Source organism: Alkalinema pantanalense CENA528 (genome assembly GCF_050753345.1).
Classification (GTDB): domain Bacteria; phylum Cyanobacteriota; class Cyanobacteriia; order Leptolyngbyales; family Leptolyngbyaceae; genus Alkalinema; species Alkalinema pantanalense.
In genome coordinates this window covers 1-16,075 of sequence record NZ_JBLZFX010000051.1, presented here as the reverse complement: position 1 = coordinate 16,075, position 16,075 = coordinate 1, and the positions used below count along the sequence as shown (strand labels likewise).

Genomic DNA, 16,075 nt, shown 5'->3' with positions numbered 1-16,075 from the left:
GCCTCCTAGACAGTTGCAGTACTTGTTTGCAGTACTTGTTTGCAGCACTTAAGACTTTCTAAAACACTCTTTAGTTCGATCGAGTAGGATTCAATTCCGTGATGCGTCATTTCAAGATCTCGAAGTTGGGTAAAGCAAGACTGGGTAAAACCGGGTGGGGTCAAGCCAGCGCGATCGTGGGTAGTTTACTATTACTCAGTGGGCTTGCTGCTGCACCCGTTGTAGCAGAGGGTAGCCGTACACTCTATCCCGCAACCGCTCCAGCCGCAGCTCGACGGGCCAATTTGGAATGGCGCACGGAATTTGTGGGTGGGTTGATTAGACGGCGCAGCTTGATGAAGGTCTTTGCCCAAAAGGATGAATACATTCTGCTGGGTTCCACAGCGGTGGGGGTGGGAGCCGGGGACATTGTGCTGTATGACCCTGGGCTGGTGACCGGCAATGTGGGCAATGAAACGTTGCCCGCTAGCCCTAGCTTTTCCTGTTTGGCCCAGCGATCGGCCCTGAGTTCTACCACAATGGGGCAAATCACCAACCGCACCCAGGAACTTGCAGGGCCACAAGCGATCACGGGGGGCGGCAATGCAACAGGTTATGTCCCCTGCTACTACAAAGCCCCCCAAACCGGAGTTTATAGTGTTGCGTTCTATGGCCCGGATGGCGTCAACAGTGCCCGAGATGCATCTGCCCCCGGTGATATTGCCTTAGCCAATGCCAATAATTTTTCCGCACAACAGAACGGCAGCGTAGCCGCTTGGGATATCACCGTTCGCAGCAGTGATACCACTTCGATTTTTGATCTAAATGGCCGAGCCTTTACCTATTACTTTGCGCTCTTTACTGGAGGCAATGGCCGTCCGTTGAATTTTCCAATTTACCCCGTCACTACGGATGGGTATCAATACCGTATTACGTTGCGGGGGTTAGATCCCCTCGGATTTCTACTCTACGGAAACCAAGTAGGCTTTTGGGATAGTGATGGCACGACGCCGCTGTACCACGATATGGTTGGCAGTGATGGCAACATTACCAATCCCGATGGTGGTACTAAGTTAGCACCACCTCAGTATCCGTTGTTTGTCAGTCCGTTGGATGCTCAATCCTTGAGTTATATCGATCGGTATGATCCCAATGGATTGGTTGTGGGAACGGGCATTCCCACCATACCCATTCCACCCAGTATGGATAGCCTGCAGTTCACGGGCAGTCTGTCGGGGAATACCAGCCAAGTCAATACTGGGGGAACGTTTACCTTCAATAGTTCGATCGCGGGCAATTACGAAATTGTCATCAGTCGAGATGGCGTCAACTTTGACCCCACCCATCCGCAGAACCGGGTATTACGGGGAGTGATGTTTTCCGCAGGGGCACAAGCGGTGACTTGGAACGGCAAAGACAACAGTGGCACGCCGTTCCCGATCGGTGCGAACTACCCTGTCCGTGCCAAGGTGCACTCGGGGGAATATCACTTTCCATTATTGGATGCGGAAAATAACTTCTACGGGGGACCCACGTTTGAATTACTGAATGGGGTGCATCCTTTAGGATCAAATACGATCGCCTACTTCGACGATCGGGGCTATGTCACTGCCAATGGTACGACCGTGGGTACCATTGGATCGGTTCTCTGTGGTGGCGGTGCGCCCAATCCAGCCTTTAGCGATCCCATTGTGGGTACCGATAGTAGTGCACTATTATTCCGAAAATTTGGGGCCGCTAATGGGGGAAATGCCAACGTCAAGTGTAATGGTTCCTTTGGCGATACAAAGGGGCTAGACACTTGGACTTTCTTTCCCAGCTCCACAGAACTGACAACGCTAAATATCACTGCTAAGATTACAGGAACGTTATACCGAGATAGTGATGGCAATGATCAGCTTGGTGGCTCAGAGCCTAAACTACCTGCAAACATTACAGTTAAATTATTAGATACAAATAATAACGTTCTGCAAACCACTACCACAGACACCAACGGAATTTATACCTTTGCAGGGGTAGTCAACGGAAATTACAAAATCCAAGTAGATACGAGCGATTCCGATATTCCAGCGGGATTGGTTTTGGGAACACCGAATAATTTGGCAGTCACGCTGTCTACGAGCGATATTACTGGACAGAATTTTGGCTTTGATCTCAATCCCTTAGGAAGCCAATCGAAGCTGCTGTTAGTTAAACGCATTACTACAATTGATAACAGCACCACCAGTCGGTTAGCCAATGGCACGATCGTCGATCTGACGGCAGTACAAGATGATGCTAATACTACGGACGATAACCATTCCAGTTGGCCTAGTAACTATCTCAAGGGCGCGATCGATGCAGGGATAACAAAGAGTGGTTCAACGCTTCAATACACCATTTATTTCCTCTCAACCGGAGGATTGCCTGCGACCAATGTGAATCTCTGCGATTGGATTCCGAACAATACAACCTATGTGCCGAATTCCATGAGCCTAACGATCGGCAATACAACTAGCGCATTAACGGATATTCCTGACTATTCGATCGATCCAGCCCGTCCTGACTTGAAGGATCGGGGTGAATTTTTCCCAGCGGGGGCCATGCTGCCGAGCCAGTTTCCTGTGGGGACGGGGCATCGCTTGCTTTGTCCAACGGTGGACGACCAAGGCCAACCCATCACGGGTGTCGATGGGGCAGTGGTGACCAACGTGGTGAACGATAATCTTGCAGCCCCGAACAACCAACTCCCCGCAGGCACTTTTGGTTTCTTTAGATTTTCAACCAAATTGCGTTAATGCCTTGGGGTGACTGGCTTATCCGCTAGACAACCGCCGGAAAATAGGGAATAGAGTTGATCCGGGGTGGGATTGTTTAGCACAATAGAACTTGTCGCGTTTGGCTCAGTTCCCCTATCGAAACGATTCACGGTCACCTGCAAGGACTCAAAACCAATCAACTCAAGCAACTTCAGCGGTTATATCACCAGCGCCTGCCGATCGATAGCATCACCACCCCAGAGTTTGCCCAGCGGCTGGCGGCGGTGAGTACCGAAATCGGGCAGCCGGTCTGTGCCTACGTCAACCGCCGGGGACAGGTGATCCGGGTGGGGGTCGGCACGCCCCGCCAAACCCAAATTCCGCCCTTGGAACTGCCGCGCTACGGGGCAGAACGGCTGAGTGGGATTCGCTGTTTGGCGACGCAACTGAAGCAAGACCCGCCCGGAGAAGTGGCACTGACGGCTATGGCGATGCAACGGTTGGATGCATTGGTGATGCTGACCTTGACCGGGAGTGGTTTTCAGCGGCGGGGCGGGGGAGCCACGGGATACATCAAAGAAGCCTATCTCTGCCATCTGTTGCCCCATCCGGAAACGGCTTGGCAGATTTCCCATCCCATGTCTGTAGATGATTTGCTGGAGCAGCACTTCATTGATTTTGTGGAGGAGTTGGAGGCGGATTTCCAGCGGCAGTTTGTGGCCCAGGAGGTCGATCGCGATCACGATCGGGTGCTCATCGTCGGTCTGCAAACCAATAATCTGTCTAAGCAACGCTTCCAAGATACGTTGGATGAGTTGGGTCGGTTGGTGGAAACGGCAGGGGGAGAAGTCCTGGAAACCCTGCGGCAAAAGCGACCCAGACCCCATCCCCAAACGGTCGTCGGCGAAGGGAAGGTGCAGGAAATTGCCTTAGTAGCCCAGTCGATCGGTGCGAATCTGGTGGTCTTCGATCGGGATTTATCGCCCGTGCAGGGACGCAATTTAGAAGCGCAGTTGGGACTTCGGGTGGTCGATCGGACCCAGGTGATTCTAGATATTTTTGCCCAGCGGGCGCAGTCGGGGGCGGGGAAGCTACAAGTGGAGTTGGCCCAGTTGGAATATATGCTGCCGCGCTTAGTGGGCCGGGGGCAGGCGATGTCGCGGTTGGGCGGGGGGATTGGCACCCGAGGCCCCGGGGAAACGAAATTGGAAACGGAGCGGCGAGCCATTCAGAAACGGATTAGCCGTTTGCAACAGGAAGTGAATCAGTTGCAAGCCCATCGCGCTCGGATGCGGCAAAAACGTCAGCATGAGGAGGTGCCGACGATCGCGATCGTCGGTTATACCAATGCGGGGAAATCGACACTATTGAACGTGTTGACCCATTCGGAAATCTACGCGGCGGATCAATTGTTCGCTACCCTCGATCCCACGACGCGGCGGTTAGTGATTCAGGATGCGGAAACGGAGGAGTCGTTAGGGATTTTGTTAACGGATACCGTAGGATTTATCCATGAATTGCCACCACCGTTGTTTGATTCATTCCGAGCGACGTTGGAGGAAGTGACGGAGGCGGATGCATTGCTGCATTTGGTGGATTTATCCCATCCGGCTTGGTTGAGCCAGGTGCGGGATGTGATGGCGATTTTGTCGCAGATGCCGATCGCGCCGGGGCCAGCGGTGATTGTGTTTAACAAAGTGGATCAGGTGGATGGCGATCGCTTAATGGAAGCGAAGGAGGAATATCCCCAGGCGTTGTTTATTTCTGCCCAGGAGCGGTTGGGGTTGGAGACGTTGCGGCAGCGGCTCTGTCAGTTGGTACGGTATGCGATGGTGCAGTGATGGAACGGCGTGCAAGTCAAATCACAGGTAGGTGGGTAGGTGGGTAGGTGGATGGTATTTCTTAGCCAACTCCTAAGAACGCACCGTGAGAAAAGCACAGTGAGAAGTTCGATCGAGCGTCTAGAATAGGACGAGACACTCTGAACGAAAGGGAACCACGCGCAATTATGGCTGCCAATGTTGAAATTTATACCTGGAGCACTTGCCCGTTTTGCATTCGGGCGAAGCGGTTGTTAGACAGTAAAGGGGTGCAGTATACGGAATATTGTCTGGATGGGGATGAGCCGGGGCGGGCCAAGATGGCAGAACGAGCCAATGGCCGTCGATCGGTGCCTCAGGTGTTCATTAATGACCAACATGTGGGTGGCTGCGATGATATCCATGCCCTCGATCGGCAAGGTCAACTCGATCCCCTGTTAGCCTAAATTTTAGGGCCGACCTACCCACAAACCGGGATTTTCAGAAAATCCCGGTTTTTAAAGCACCTACTCCAAAGCCCGATCGCGTTCCATTAGGCTGACGTATTGCCAATCTGAACCCGGCACAGGCATCGGTGGACTCCAACGCACTCTGTCGGAAAATCGCAAGACATGCAATTGGTTAATTGCTGATTGCACTTCTTCGCGAGTGCCAAATAAATAAAATCGAAACGGTCTACGCTCCGTATCGGTTACACGATCGGAATCACCAAAACTAATAAACATGGGATTTCTCCTAACGAAGAGATTGGGAAGAAACCCCAAAAATTAAGACCACCCTTTTGCACAGGACAAGTAGGGTGGCCCGATCGAATGTTACAATCCGTGTCAGACCGCCTAGCTGCCGCAGTCAGCTTCGGGGTTTAGCTACCCTTTGTTGGGTCCAATCAACGCTGGGTAGCGCCTTAATTTTCGGGAGACAAGCTGATCCAATCGGGACTTCAAAACGACTTCAAAACACGGTTGTATTCAGCTATGAGAAACAAGCCTAGAGGTAAACTAGGGCGATGTCAACCGTATTGCGATAGTTTGCAATTCTGTGAAACTTCGCAACAAGAGACCAAATTGATTGATCAACGCTATAGATTCGATCCCCCCGAGCCCCCCTTAAAAAGGGGGAGACAAGAGAAAATACGAAAAAATGGGAGGAAAGAGTGTGAAATCTGTACTTCTAAATTATTTTTACTCAACCCCCCCTTTTTAAGGGGGATTTAGGCGGATCATCACGTATTGCAATCACAAACTGATGGTGCAATTACAAATTGATTGGGTACTAATCTAACAAATTAAACACTTGCACATAGAACCAACCCAACGCCTCAAAAACCACCATCTTCACCCCTTCACTGCTGGCCCACCAGCGATCGACCTCATAGGTTTGCGGCGGCGTTGCAATCACTCCCACCTGAAACTGAGGCTCCAACGCCCTACGGTAGAGAATCCAACTGCGACGCGCATGGGCACCTGTTGTAAAAATATTCATTGCACGCATTGAAGAATGGGTCTCTTCTAACCAGCGCCTGACGGACAAAGCTGCTGTATAGGTTCGATTTTTAATCACAAACGGCGCAGGTACCGCAACAATTCGATCGGCAGGAAACCCCCGTTGAATTAACGTCGCCCGCGATAGCGTCGCAAAGTCCTGATATTCCGCTAGATAAAAGCCCTTCGGCAGCGGAGAACCCGTCGTAATCAGCATTTTGTAGGGACGGAATTTGAATTCCGCGATCGCCTGCACCACCGCTACATCATCCATCCAGCCCTCCACAACTAACGCTTCCGCTGGAATCGGCGCAGTAACCGCAAAAAAGGGATGAATCTGCGGCACCATTGCCCAACCCAACCCCACAATCAGCGCGCCTAATACAATCCAGCCTCGCCACGTCGGGCACCAAATTTCTCGCCGCTGCCACAGCTTTAGCCTGAATTTTCCAGCTTTCACGATCGCCTCTCCCTTCTTAGCAATAAAACCCCAAACGGAGCGTACAACCTCAACGGCATACGGTCTAGGATAGCTTTTGAAGTTCCTGAAGAATTTGACGATGGAGTAAAAGATTATTCTGTTTAAAGGCTAACTGTGCTGCCAACTGAAATTGATCTTTAGCCATCGATCGATCGCCCAATTGCTGTAGTGCACGACCTTGATTGGCATAGGTAAGGGCATCGTTCGGCGCAAGGCGGCTGGCTTGTTGATAATCGCTTAACGCCACTTCGTAGCGCGCTTGTTTAAAATAGGCGTTCCCACGATTCATCCAAGCGGGAACATAGGTGGGTTCAAGTTGCAACGTTTGCGTATAGTCGTCGATTTCTGCTTGCAGGTTCTGGAGTTGGCCGTGGGCCAGTCCTCGGCAGTAATAGGCTTCGGGGAGTTTGGGATCGAGTTGAATGGCTTGATTAAACGAAGCAATCGCAGCCGTGTGATCGCCTTGAGCCCCTTGGGTAATTCCTAGGTTTAAATATAACGTTGCATTATCGGCGTCAATGGTAATCGCTTGATTATAATCTTGAATAGCTTCAGACCATTTCTGGAGACAATGGTAAGCCAAGCCTCGATTAAAATACAGCGCTGCCGATTGCGGTTGATGGATGAGTCCTTGGGTGTAGTCAGCGATCGCGGTACTCAGATCTCCCGCTTTGGCGTAAAGATTCCCCCGAAAGAGATAGGCTTCAGCAAAGTTCGGACTGAGTTGCACAGCGGCAGTGTAGTTTTGGAAGGCTTTGGCAGTATCCCGGCGCTGTTCATAGAGTTTACCTCGTTCCAAATAAGCTGGAGCAAGGTTATTCTGTAGGGTAAGGGCTTGGTCAAAGTCGGACAGGGCTTTGCTGAATTCCCCCATATCTCGGTAAACACGACCGCGATTGTAATAAGCAACAGCAAATTGACCGTTAAGGAGAATAGCTTGATTAAAGTCTAGTAACGCCCGTTGTAAGTCTCCTAAGCTGGCGTAAGCTCGACCTCTATTAACATAGGCAATATCGAAGTTGGGATCGCAGGTAATTGCTTGGCTGAGGTCAACGATCGCGGTATCGAATTCACCCAAATCGGTATGAACCAGTCCCCGATCGCTATAGGCGTCGGCGTAGTCGGGTTTGTGCTGTAGGGCTTGGGTTTGGGCCGCGATCGCGTCTTGGAAACGACCTAACTTGTAGTAGGCGATGCCCAGACCTCGCTGGGCAAAGGCAATTTCGTCCCCTATTTGCAGCACTTGGGTGAAGTCAGCGATCGCGTCGTCGTAGCGGCCTAGATCGCAGTAGGCAGAGCCACGGGTGAGGTAAAGGGGGCTATGGGGGGGCTGTGTGGCGATCGTCTCTGACAGGAGGGTGATGGCGCGATCGTAGTCTCCAGTGGCGATGTATTCGAGGGCTTCTGTCCTGATTGCGTCCAAAGAGTTGTCAGCTAAAGAGTTGTCAGCCATAGCATTCAACCATACAAGTGTCCGTCAACCATCCTACCCACTAAAGCTACCGACGCGCTAAAATTACTCTCCTAAAATACTTCGCGAGGGGGTGCTAGATCGATAACCGTCGTGGATGGCTCCGGATATGGATACTCAGTCCCATTAAGGGGCAGGCCAATGCGTCATCGTTCTAAGCCACACCATACCCTGTATGAGGTCGCTTATAAGGCGGATGCAAACCTAGCACAATATCTTCTTTTGGCACACCCATCTCGACCAGTTCCTGTGCCAAATCCGCCTCGGTCATATTCCGCTGAATCCAAATCTTGCCATCTTTGATATCCAAATGCACAAAGCAGTGATAAACCCGCTTCATTCCGTCCCAACCAACATCGAGGATTTGATAGTGATGATTTTCCGTATCAATCACTAACTGACTCTCAATACTGCTATCAGCGCTATTCTCGTCTGCATGGTTTTTCAGTAATTGCCGAATGCACTGTTGGTAAAAATCTACTCTTTCCATGACACGATCGCCTCCTTAGCAGGATCATAGATCAAAAGTCGGAGTTGATGTACCTCGATCGCTGCTTGCACAAACCGCTCCTAGAAAAATGATTCATAGGTATCCTGCGGTACAGCCAGATAGAGAATCCGATCTGGTTCAGTCATTTCTAACCCCAGTCGATAGTTCAAAAACTGGCCTAAAGCTGCATGGAAATCAGTAATGGTAGAGTTGTTCAGAAAACTCTTGATCTCGATCGCAATTTTTCGTCCTGCTTTTTCTGCAGCCACCACCTTATCCGCCGCTAAATCGATCTCCAACTTAACCCCATCAATTTTAATCCGCAACGGATCAGCCGTAATCTGCCACTGCTCCTTCAGCAAAGCTGCCATGACTGCTTCATGAAATAAATCCTTTGCCATCACATCAATGCTTTCAACCTAAAGTTTCTGAAAATAATTATCCCTGGAGCGTAGCATTTTTGTTCAGCTTCAGGGAGATAAATCACAGGAACTAGTTCCTACGCACTAAAGTACTTTGCGACGGGGTGATAGATCACACAACCATTGTTGATTGCTCCGGATACAACTGCTCACTCTCATCAATGTGCATGCCAATCCGATCGCACGGGCTTCTATTAGCATCATCACGCGATCGCGTAATCTGAAAATTCCCGCATCGAAGGATGATGGAACCCTATCACCAACTCTTGCTTGGAAATTCCCATTTCCTCTAAATCGCGATCGATTTCAATATCCGTATTATTTTCCTGAACCCAAATCTTGCCATCTTTAATATCAAAATGAAAAATGCAAGTGTGAATGCGTTTATTCTTATCCCAACCTATTCTCAATAAAAGATAGTGGTCATTGGTAGTATCAATAATTACTTGTGTTTCTAAACCCTCACGCTGCGCACCATAATCGATATAATTTGCCAGGAATTTCCGAAGGCATTGACAATAGTGCTCTAGTTTATCCATAGCTAAAGCTCCTCAAACTCATCGACAGATAAACCTGCTTGGCGAAGAATACTGCGCAATGTTCCAGGGCTAACCTCTCGATGATAAGGAACAATTACTGTCCAGGTTTCATCTGCCAATTCTTTAGCAAACTTAACATGGCTTCCCTTTTGGCTGATTTCCACAAACCCTGCCTGCTCAAGCTTTCGCTTGACCTCACGATAGGGTAGAGGCTTCATGCTGCAACTTCCACTTCTACAGTTTGAACCACAGGAAAAACTGTTGCACAAGGTGGCTCGAAATGTAGCTCCAGCGCCTCTTTGAGATTCGATAATGCTTCTTCAGGTGTTTTCCCTTGACTGGCCACATCCACCTCAAGGCATTGAGCGACAAACCACTCACCTTCCTGCCACACACTACTCGTTAATTGACGTTTCATGTTCATCTTGGCAATTTCAGTCAATCTCATTCTGGCACAAAAAATTATCCCTGGAGCGCAGCATTCCTGCTCAACCCCAGGGAAATCCATCACGGGAACTAGTTCCTACGCACTAAAATACTTCGCGACGGGATGATAAATCACAAACGCCGTTGTTGATTGCTCCGGATACAACTGCTCACTCTCATCAATGTGCATGCCAATCCGATCGCAGCCCAACAACTGCAACTGCGGCACTTGATCCATCACATTCGGACAAGCCGGATAGCCAAAGCTATAGCGCGACCCCTGATAGCGTTGCGCCAGCATATCGCGAATATTATCCGGTTCCAAATCGCCGTAACCCAACTCCCGCCGAATCCGCGCGTGACTCCACTCCGCCAGCGCTTCTGCTAACTGCACCGCCATCCCATGGAAATAGAGATAATCGGTGTAGCTATTGCCCTTGTAAAGTTCCTGCGCCTTTTCCGTGGCAATTTCACCCATCGTCACCGCCTGCATCGGCAACACATCAAACGTGTTTTGTTCAACCGGACGAATGAAATCAGCAATGCAAAGACGACGCAACGACTTCTGACGCGGGAATTGCCAAGTCACAAACGGAGTGGCAGTTTGCGGCGTTAATCCCTGCTCAATCACCGCCGGATCGTAAACATGCAGCGAATTACCTTCCGCCGCACAGGGGAAATAGCCGTAGACCAACGTCGGTTCCAACCATTTCTCATGGCGTAACTTATTCTTCCATTCCTCCAACACCGGATACACCTTCTCCGCCAGGAACGCATCGTATTCCTCACGGGACTGATCCTTCGGTTTGCGGAACTGCCATTGCCCTGCAATCAACGCTTGCAAATCCATATGCCAGAAAAGTTCTTCCAAATCCAACGCATCCGACTTGAGGATCTTCGTGCCCCAGAACGGCGGCAAGGGTCGCGGAATTTCAATCTCCACCGCCTCCGATCGCGCCGTATCAATCACCTCCGGCTCGTCGGACTTCGGTGCAACCTCCCCGTTCAGTTCCCGTTCCGCCTGTTCGATCGCCTTTTTACCCTTCTGGTTAAACTGGGCAAATTCCCCGGTGAATCCTTCCGTATCCGTCCAAGCCTGTTGCTGTTTCGCAGGCATGAGCCGATCCATAAAGGTCAAATCGGCAAAGGCATCCTTCCCGTAAATTACTTGGCCGTTGTAAGCCTCTTGGCAATCACCATAGACGAACTTAGGAGTCAGTGCTGCCCCCCCTAAAATCACTGGAACCGTGATGCCCCGCTCATTGAAGACCTCCAAATTTTCTTTCATAAATGCTGTGGACTTCACGAGCAAGCCACTCATGGCAATGCAATCGGGTTTGTGTTGTTCGTAGGCATCCACGATCGCATCAACGGTTTGTTTAATCCCCAAGTTAACCACTTTGTAACCGTTGTTCGTCAAGATAATATCCACCAGGTTTTTACCAATGTCGTGGACATCCCCTTTAACGGTGGCAATCAGGAATTTACCCTTACCCCGATCGTCCGCTTCCCCTTCCAGCTTCTCCATGAACGGTTCTAGGAACGCCACCGCCGACTTCATAGTTTCCGCAGACTGCAACACAAAGGGCAGTTGCATTTGACCCGAGCCAAACAATTCCCCCACCACTTTCATGCCATCCAGCAAAAAGGTGTTGATAATATCTAGTGCTTTGTGACCTTCTTCCAAAGCAATCTTCAAAGCGTCATCTAGACCAATCCGCTCACCGTCGATAATGTGTTGCTTCAGGCGTTGGTCGATCGGTAAATCGGCCAGGGAACTGCTGGCTCGAGCATCCTTGGTACTGACCCCTGCAAACACTTCCGTCAGCTTCGTTAACGGATCGTAGGTGCAGATATCGCCCTCAAATTCGCGATTGTCATAGATCAAATCCCGACAAACTTTCTGGTGCTCCTCGCTGATTTTCGACAGGGGCAAAATCTTGGCAGCGGAAACGATCGCGCCATCCATGCCCACCTGCATCGCTTCGTGGAGGAACATGGAATTCAACGTAATCCGTGCCGCTGGGCTTAACCCGAAGGACACGTTAGAAACCCCAAGCATGAAATGCACACCGGGCAGGTTTTCCCGAATCATGCGAATGGATTCGATCGTCGCTTTCGCATTTTCTCGGTCTTCCTCAATCCCCGTGGAAATGGGCAAGGCCAACGTGTCGTAGAAAATCTCATGGGGCGGAATCCCAAACTCCACCGCATCCCGGTAGGCCCGTTGCGCGATTTGGAATTTCTTCTCGGCGGTTCGCGCCATGCCCTCCTCGTCAATGCAACCGATGACGACCCCGGCCCCATATTCCTTGGCCAGTTCCAGCACCTTGAAGAAGCGCTCATCGCCGTCTTCGTAGTTGGTCGAGTTCAGGATGCATTTCCCGCCCGCAACCTTGAGGCCCGCTTCCATCTTTGTCCATTCCGTAGAGTCGAGCATCAAGGGCAACGTCGTATTCGTCACCAATCGCGAAACCAATTCCTGCATGTCTCGCTCGCCGTTGCGCCCAACGTAGTCTACGTTGACATCCAAAACGTGTGCGCCTTCTTTGACTTGCGATTTCGCGATCGCCAACAAACCATCCCAATCGTCTTCATTGAGCAGTTCCCGCACCTTCTTAGAACCGCTGGCATTCAAGCGTTCGCCCACGATGAGGAACGAGTTATCCTGCTCGTAGGGTTGGGCGGAATAGATCGAAGCCGCTGAGGGCGTGTATTTCAAGGGCTCCCGCGTTTTTGTTGTTTCTGAAATGCGCACCGATCGGGGCTTGGGGGTCATTTCCGCAGCCAGTTCCGCTAGGGCTTGGATGTGGCTGGGTCGGGTTCCACAGCAGCCCCCGATCACCTGCACGCCCCAGTCTTCAATAAATTTATGCAACGCCATCCGCATTTCCAACGGCGTCAGTTTGTAGTGGGCGTGGCCCCCGATATTTTCCGGCAGTCCCGCGTTGGGGATACAGGAGACGACAAACGGCGCATTTTCCGTCAGATATTTAATATGATCCGCCATGCGATCGGGGCCGGTGGCACAGTTCAGACCCAAAACATCGATCGGGTAGGGTTCCAAAATCGTCAACACGCCGGAAATATCTGTCCCCACCAGCATCGTGCCCTGGACTTCCATCGTCACGGACACCATCAATGGCAGCCGCGATCCCTTCTTGGCAAAGACCGCTTCGATCGCGTTCAGTGCCGCCTTAATCTGCAAGACGTCCTGGCAGGTTTCGACGATGAACAGATCCACCCCCCCGTCGTACAAACCCTCCGCCTGAATCGTGAAGCTGGCTTTGAGTTCGTCGTAGGTGATGTGGCCGAGGGTGGGGAGTTTGGTGCCGGGACCGATCGATCCCGCGACAAAGCGGGGTTTTTCGGGGGTAGAAAACTCATCGGCACAACGGCGAGCCAGTTCTGCGGATTTTTTGCTCAACTCGTAGGCTCGATCGGCCAGATCATACTCCGCCAGCACTAGCGGACTGGACCCAAAGCTATCGGTTTCGATCACATCTGCGCCCGCCGCGAGGAAATCCCGGTGAACCTTGGCGATCGCTTCGGGTTTCGTCTCCACCAGATATTCATTACAGCCCTCATACTCCGCCCCGCCAAAATCCTCTGCGGTGAGATTTTGCGACTGGATATTGGTTCCCATTGCGCCATCAAAGACAAGGACGGGACGCTCGGGGCTGTGAAGACGCTCAAGAAATCGGCTGTTCATAGGGCAAGTTCCACGCGACTGCGGTTTGCAAGAGTGATTGAAAGGGTTAGAAAAAACGCTAGGAAAGTTTTTTCCCATTATTACGATCGAGGTTTGCTGAGCAAAGCCTTCGTCCGCAACCTTACAAAAACTACATCTTTACTTTGACATATCCTTTTGCCCCAGACTACTAAACCCGTAGGAGAAGGCGATCCCATGATCCCCGATCGGGGTTCTATGGAGTTCCCATCAGATCAACGGATGCATTATGTAGCGCGATCGTGAACGCTGCTTATTTCAACCAGCCGCGATCGGCCAGCCACTGCTTGGCTTGGGTAGGCCAGCGACTGGGACTATCCTCTGGACGATATTTAACCGATGCCATGGACAGCAACAGCGGAGTTCCCCCCACTTTGATCCCCATCAACAGGTGTAGGGCTAAACAGATGACCAGCACTAACCAGCCTGCAAGATGGGCGAAGTATGCAGCATGATCCAGTTGTCCCGTGGGTAGCCAGGTTTCGTCCATCAGCTTGCCCGAAACCCAGGCCAGCACTGCCGCCAACAGGATCGCCGTATTCGTCAACCGATGCAGCGTGACCCACCAAATGGGTTTATTGACCTGATTGAGCTTGCCCAAAGCCTTGTATCCCGCCAAGCGCCGTTGGCCTGCGGTCAGGCTGTAGATAGCAAACAGCGGCAGGAAGAGAAAAAAGGTCAGTCCGATCGTGCCGTGAATGTCAATCATTGCGTTGATGCGGGGGATCGCCAGTTTGCCCCAACGCCCATCAAATTGGTTGTAGACCCAATAGCCACTGATCAGCGCCAGGATTACTAGAAGACTATTGACGCCATGCAGCAAACGGAGCAGAAGGGGTTGATAGGGTTTCGTTGCCATAGGATTCGGTTCGATCTAAAGCGATTACCCAAACCATAATAAGCCGTGATCCCGTACCCTTACCCTTTTTCTCCCATGACCCGGCATCCGGCAACAAATTAACAAAAAGATTATGAATTCCGATCCCTTACCGGAGAAGCGGTATCGTGAATGCTGGATGAGTCCCAACCCACCTTTTGTCCCGTTCGTAGCCTCGATCGTTGTTTTGCAAAATTTCTCGGTGATTTCGATCGTTATTGGTTTAACTATTTGTTCAACATTTCCCATCAATCTATAGTCTCCGTCGATCGCAGCGGTTTCGATCCCCCTAAATCCCCCTTAATAAGGGGGACTTTGAACAAACCCTCATTTCTGGTTCCCCCCTTATGAAGGGGGGCTAGGGGGGATCAGCCCCTTCGCAATCGACGAATGAATTCTATGTAGGTCTGTTTTGGTCGCTGTGGCTTTCACCGCCCAGCTTTTGAAAATTTTGTCACTCGCACGTTCTGACATTCAGGAGAGATCCCATGGCTGTTAAAGTTGGTATCAATGGATTTGGACGCATCGGACGTTTGGTTTTGCGGGCAGGCTTTGGCCATCCAGACATTGAATTTGTCGGGATTAACGACCTCGTCCCCCCCGATAATTTGGCTTATTTATTGAAATACGATTCCACCCACGGTACGCTGCACCAGTCGATCGAATCAACGCCGGAAGGAATTGTCGTCAATGGTCAATTAGTGACTTGTACCGCCATTCGCAATCCCGCAGAACTGCCCTGGGACAAGCTAGGCGTGGATTACGTCGTGGAATGCACGGGACTGTTTACTGACCACGAGGGCGCGTCTAAACACCTACAAGCCGGAGCCAAGCGCGTGGTGATTTCTGCTCCGACGAAGGATCCCGAACGGGTGAAAACGCTGCTCATGGGCGTCAACCACGACAGTTTCGATCCCAAGGCAGACACGATCGTCTCCAATGCCAGTTGCACCACCAATTGCCTAGCCCCGATCGCGAAGGTTCTGAACGATAAGTTTGGCATTGCGGAAGGCTTGATGACCACCGTGCACGCCATGACCGCCACCCAACCCACAGTCGATGGCCCCAGTAAAAAAGACTGGCGCGGAGGCCGGGGAGCCGCCCAAAATATCATTCCCGCTTCCACCGGAGCGGCTAAAGCTGTAGCCTTGGTGTTGCCGGAGTTGAAGGGTAAGTTAACCGGAATGGCCTTCCGGGTACCCACACCCGATGTATCGGTGGTTGATCTCACGTTTAAAACGGAAAAGGCAACGACCTATGGGGAAATTTGTGATGCCATGGAAGCCGCTTCTCAAAACGGTTTGACTGGAATTCTCGGCTACACCGATGAGGAAGTGGTTTCCACCGATTTCCAAGGGGATTCCCATTCCAGCATTTTTGATGCGGGGGCGGGGATGCAATTGAACGACCATTTCTTTAAAGTCGTGGCCTGGTATGACAACGAGTGGGGCTATTCCAATCGCGTGGTGGATTTAATTCTGCACATGGCGAAACAAGATGGCCTGATTGCCTAGACAATCCGATCCCCCCTTGTATCTTAAGAGTAGTGGTAGACCGATCCCCCCTGGATTGAGAAAATCGCGGGCTAGCCAGGGTCGCCACTACTTTGCACTAGGGCCAA

The 16,075-nt window shown here is 51.1% G+C and carries 14 protein-coding genes; 4 read left to right on the top strand and 10 right to left on the bottom strand.

The genetic code is table 11. The annotated features are described in order from the left end of the window. Nucleotides 1-101 precede the first annotated feature (101 nt). The 3 genes from ACN4EG_RS16525 (at nucleotide 102) to grxC (ending at nucleotide 4,983) form a co-directional block, all read left to right on the top strand. Nucleotides 102-2,756, top strand: coding sequence for an SdrD B-like domain-containing protein (locus ACN4EG_RS16525; RefSeq protein ID WP_431631043.1), 2,655 nt, complete (start codon nucleotides 102-104; stop codon nucleotides 2,754-2,756). A 245-nt stretch (nucleotides 2,757-3,001) separates the two neighbouring features. After that, on the top strand, nucleotides 3,002-4,558 hold the full coding sequence (gene hflX, locus ACN4EG_RS16520) for a GTPase HflX (protein ID WP_431631042.1): 1,557 nt from the start codon (nucleotides 3,002-3,004) through the stop codon (nucleotides 4,556-4,558). Between the two features lie 167 nt (nucleotides 4,559-4,725). Continuing rightward, complete coding sequence (gene grxC, locus ACN4EG_RS16515) at nucleotides 4,726-4,983, top strand: glutaredoxin 3 (RefSeq protein WP_431631041.1); 258 nt, start codon at nucleotides 4,726-4,728, stop codon at nucleotides 4,981-4,983. A 60-nt stretch (nucleotides 4,984-5,043) separates the two neighbouring features. On the opposite strand, the gene ACN4EG_RS16510 is transcribed toward grxC, so the two are convergent. The 10 genes from ACN4EG_RS16510 to ACN4EG_RS16465 all read right to left on the bottom strand — a co-directional run bounded on the left by ACN4EG_RS16510 (nucleotide 5,044) and on the right by ACN4EG_RS16465 (nucleotide 14,436). Next, nucleotides 5,044-5,262, bottom strand: a complete 219-nt coding sequence (locus ACN4EG_RS16510) for a hypothetical protein (RefSeq protein WP_431631040.1) — start codon at nucleotides 5,260-5,262, stop codon at nucleotides 5,044-5,046. A 547-nt stretch (nucleotides 5,263-5,809) separates the two neighbouring features. After that, the gene (locus ACN4EG_RS16505; protein WP_431631039.1) at nucleotides 5,810-6,478 is read right to left on the bottom strand and encodes a hypothetical protein; all 669 of its coding nucleotides are present in this window, start codon (nucleotides 6,476-6,478) and stop codon (nucleotides 5,810-5,812) included. A 64-nt stretch (nucleotides 6,479-6,542) separates the two neighbouring features. After that, nucleotides 6,543-7,952, bottom strand: a complete 1,410-nt coding sequence (locus tag ACN4EG_RS16500; protein WP_431631038.1) for a tetratricopeptide repeat protein — start codon at nucleotides 7,950-7,952, stop codon at nucleotides 6,543-6,545. A 172-nt stretch (nucleotides 7,953-8,124) separates the two neighbouring features. After that, nucleotides 8,125-8,460 (bottom strand): XisI protein, encoded by a 336-nt coding sequence (locus ACN4EG_RS16495; protein WP_431631037.1) that lies wholly within the window; start codon nucleotides 8,458-8,460, stop codon nucleotides 8,125-8,127. 80 nt (nucleotides 8,461-8,540) lie between these two features. Further along, on the bottom strand, nucleotides 8,541-8,861 hold the full coding sequence (locus ACN4EG_RS16490; RefSeq protein ID WP_431631036.1) for a XisH family protein: 321 nt from the start codon (nucleotides 8,859-8,861) through the stop codon (nucleotides 8,541-8,543). Nucleotides 8,862-9,085: 224 nt separating this feature from the next. After that, nucleotides 9,086-9,421 carry a XisI protein gene (locus ACN4EG_RS16485; RefSeq protein ID WP_431631033.1) on the bottom strand — a complete coding sequence of 112 codons (336 nt, stop codon included), beginning with the start codon at nucleotides 9,419-9,421 and terminating at the stop codon, nucleotides 9,086-9,088. 2 nt (nucleotides 9,422-9,423) lie between these two features. Then, on the bottom strand, nucleotides 9,424-9,639 hold the full coding sequence (locus ACN4EG_RS16480) for a type II toxin-antitoxin system HicA family toxin (protein WP_431631032.1): 216 nt from the start codon (nucleotides 9,637-9,639) through the stop codon (nucleotides 9,424-9,426). Beyond that, the gene (locus ACN4EG_RS16475) at nucleotides 9,636-9,929 is read right to left on the bottom strand and encodes a type II toxin-antitoxin system HicB family antitoxin (protein ID WP_431631074.1); all 294 of its coding nucleotides are present in this window, start codon (nucleotides 9,927-9,929) and stop codon (nucleotides 9,636-9,638) included. The genes ACN4EG_RS16480 and ACN4EG_RS16475 overlap by 4 nt, the downstream gene beginning before the upstream one ends. Nucleotides 9,930-9,944: 15 nt before the next feature. Beyond that, complete coding sequence (metH, locus tag ACN4EG_RS16470; protein ID WP_431631030.1) at nucleotides 9,945-13,559, bottom strand: methionine synthase; 3,615 nt, start codon at nucleotides 13,557-13,559, stop codon at nucleotides 9,945-9,947. A 271-nt stretch (nucleotides 13,560-13,830) separates the two neighbouring features. After that, nucleotides 13,831-14,436 carry a cytochrome b/b6 domain-containing protein gene (locus ACN4EG_RS16465; protein ID WP_431631029.1) on the bottom strand — a complete coding sequence of 202 codons (606 nt, stop codon included), beginning with the start codon at nucleotides 14,434-14,436 and terminating at the stop codon, nucleotides 13,831-13,833. 506 nt (nucleotides 14,437-14,942) lie between these two features. On the opposite strand from ACN4EG_RS16465, the gene gap reads away from it, so the two are divergent. Next, on the top strand, nucleotides 14,943-15,968 hold the full coding sequence (gene gap / locus ACN4EG_RS16460) for a type I glyceraldehyde-3-phosphate dehydrogenase (RefSeq protein ID WP_431631027.1): 1,026 nt from the start codon (nucleotides 14,943-14,945) through the stop codon (nucleotides 15,966-15,968). Nucleotides 15,969-16,075 lie beyond the last annotated feature (107 nt).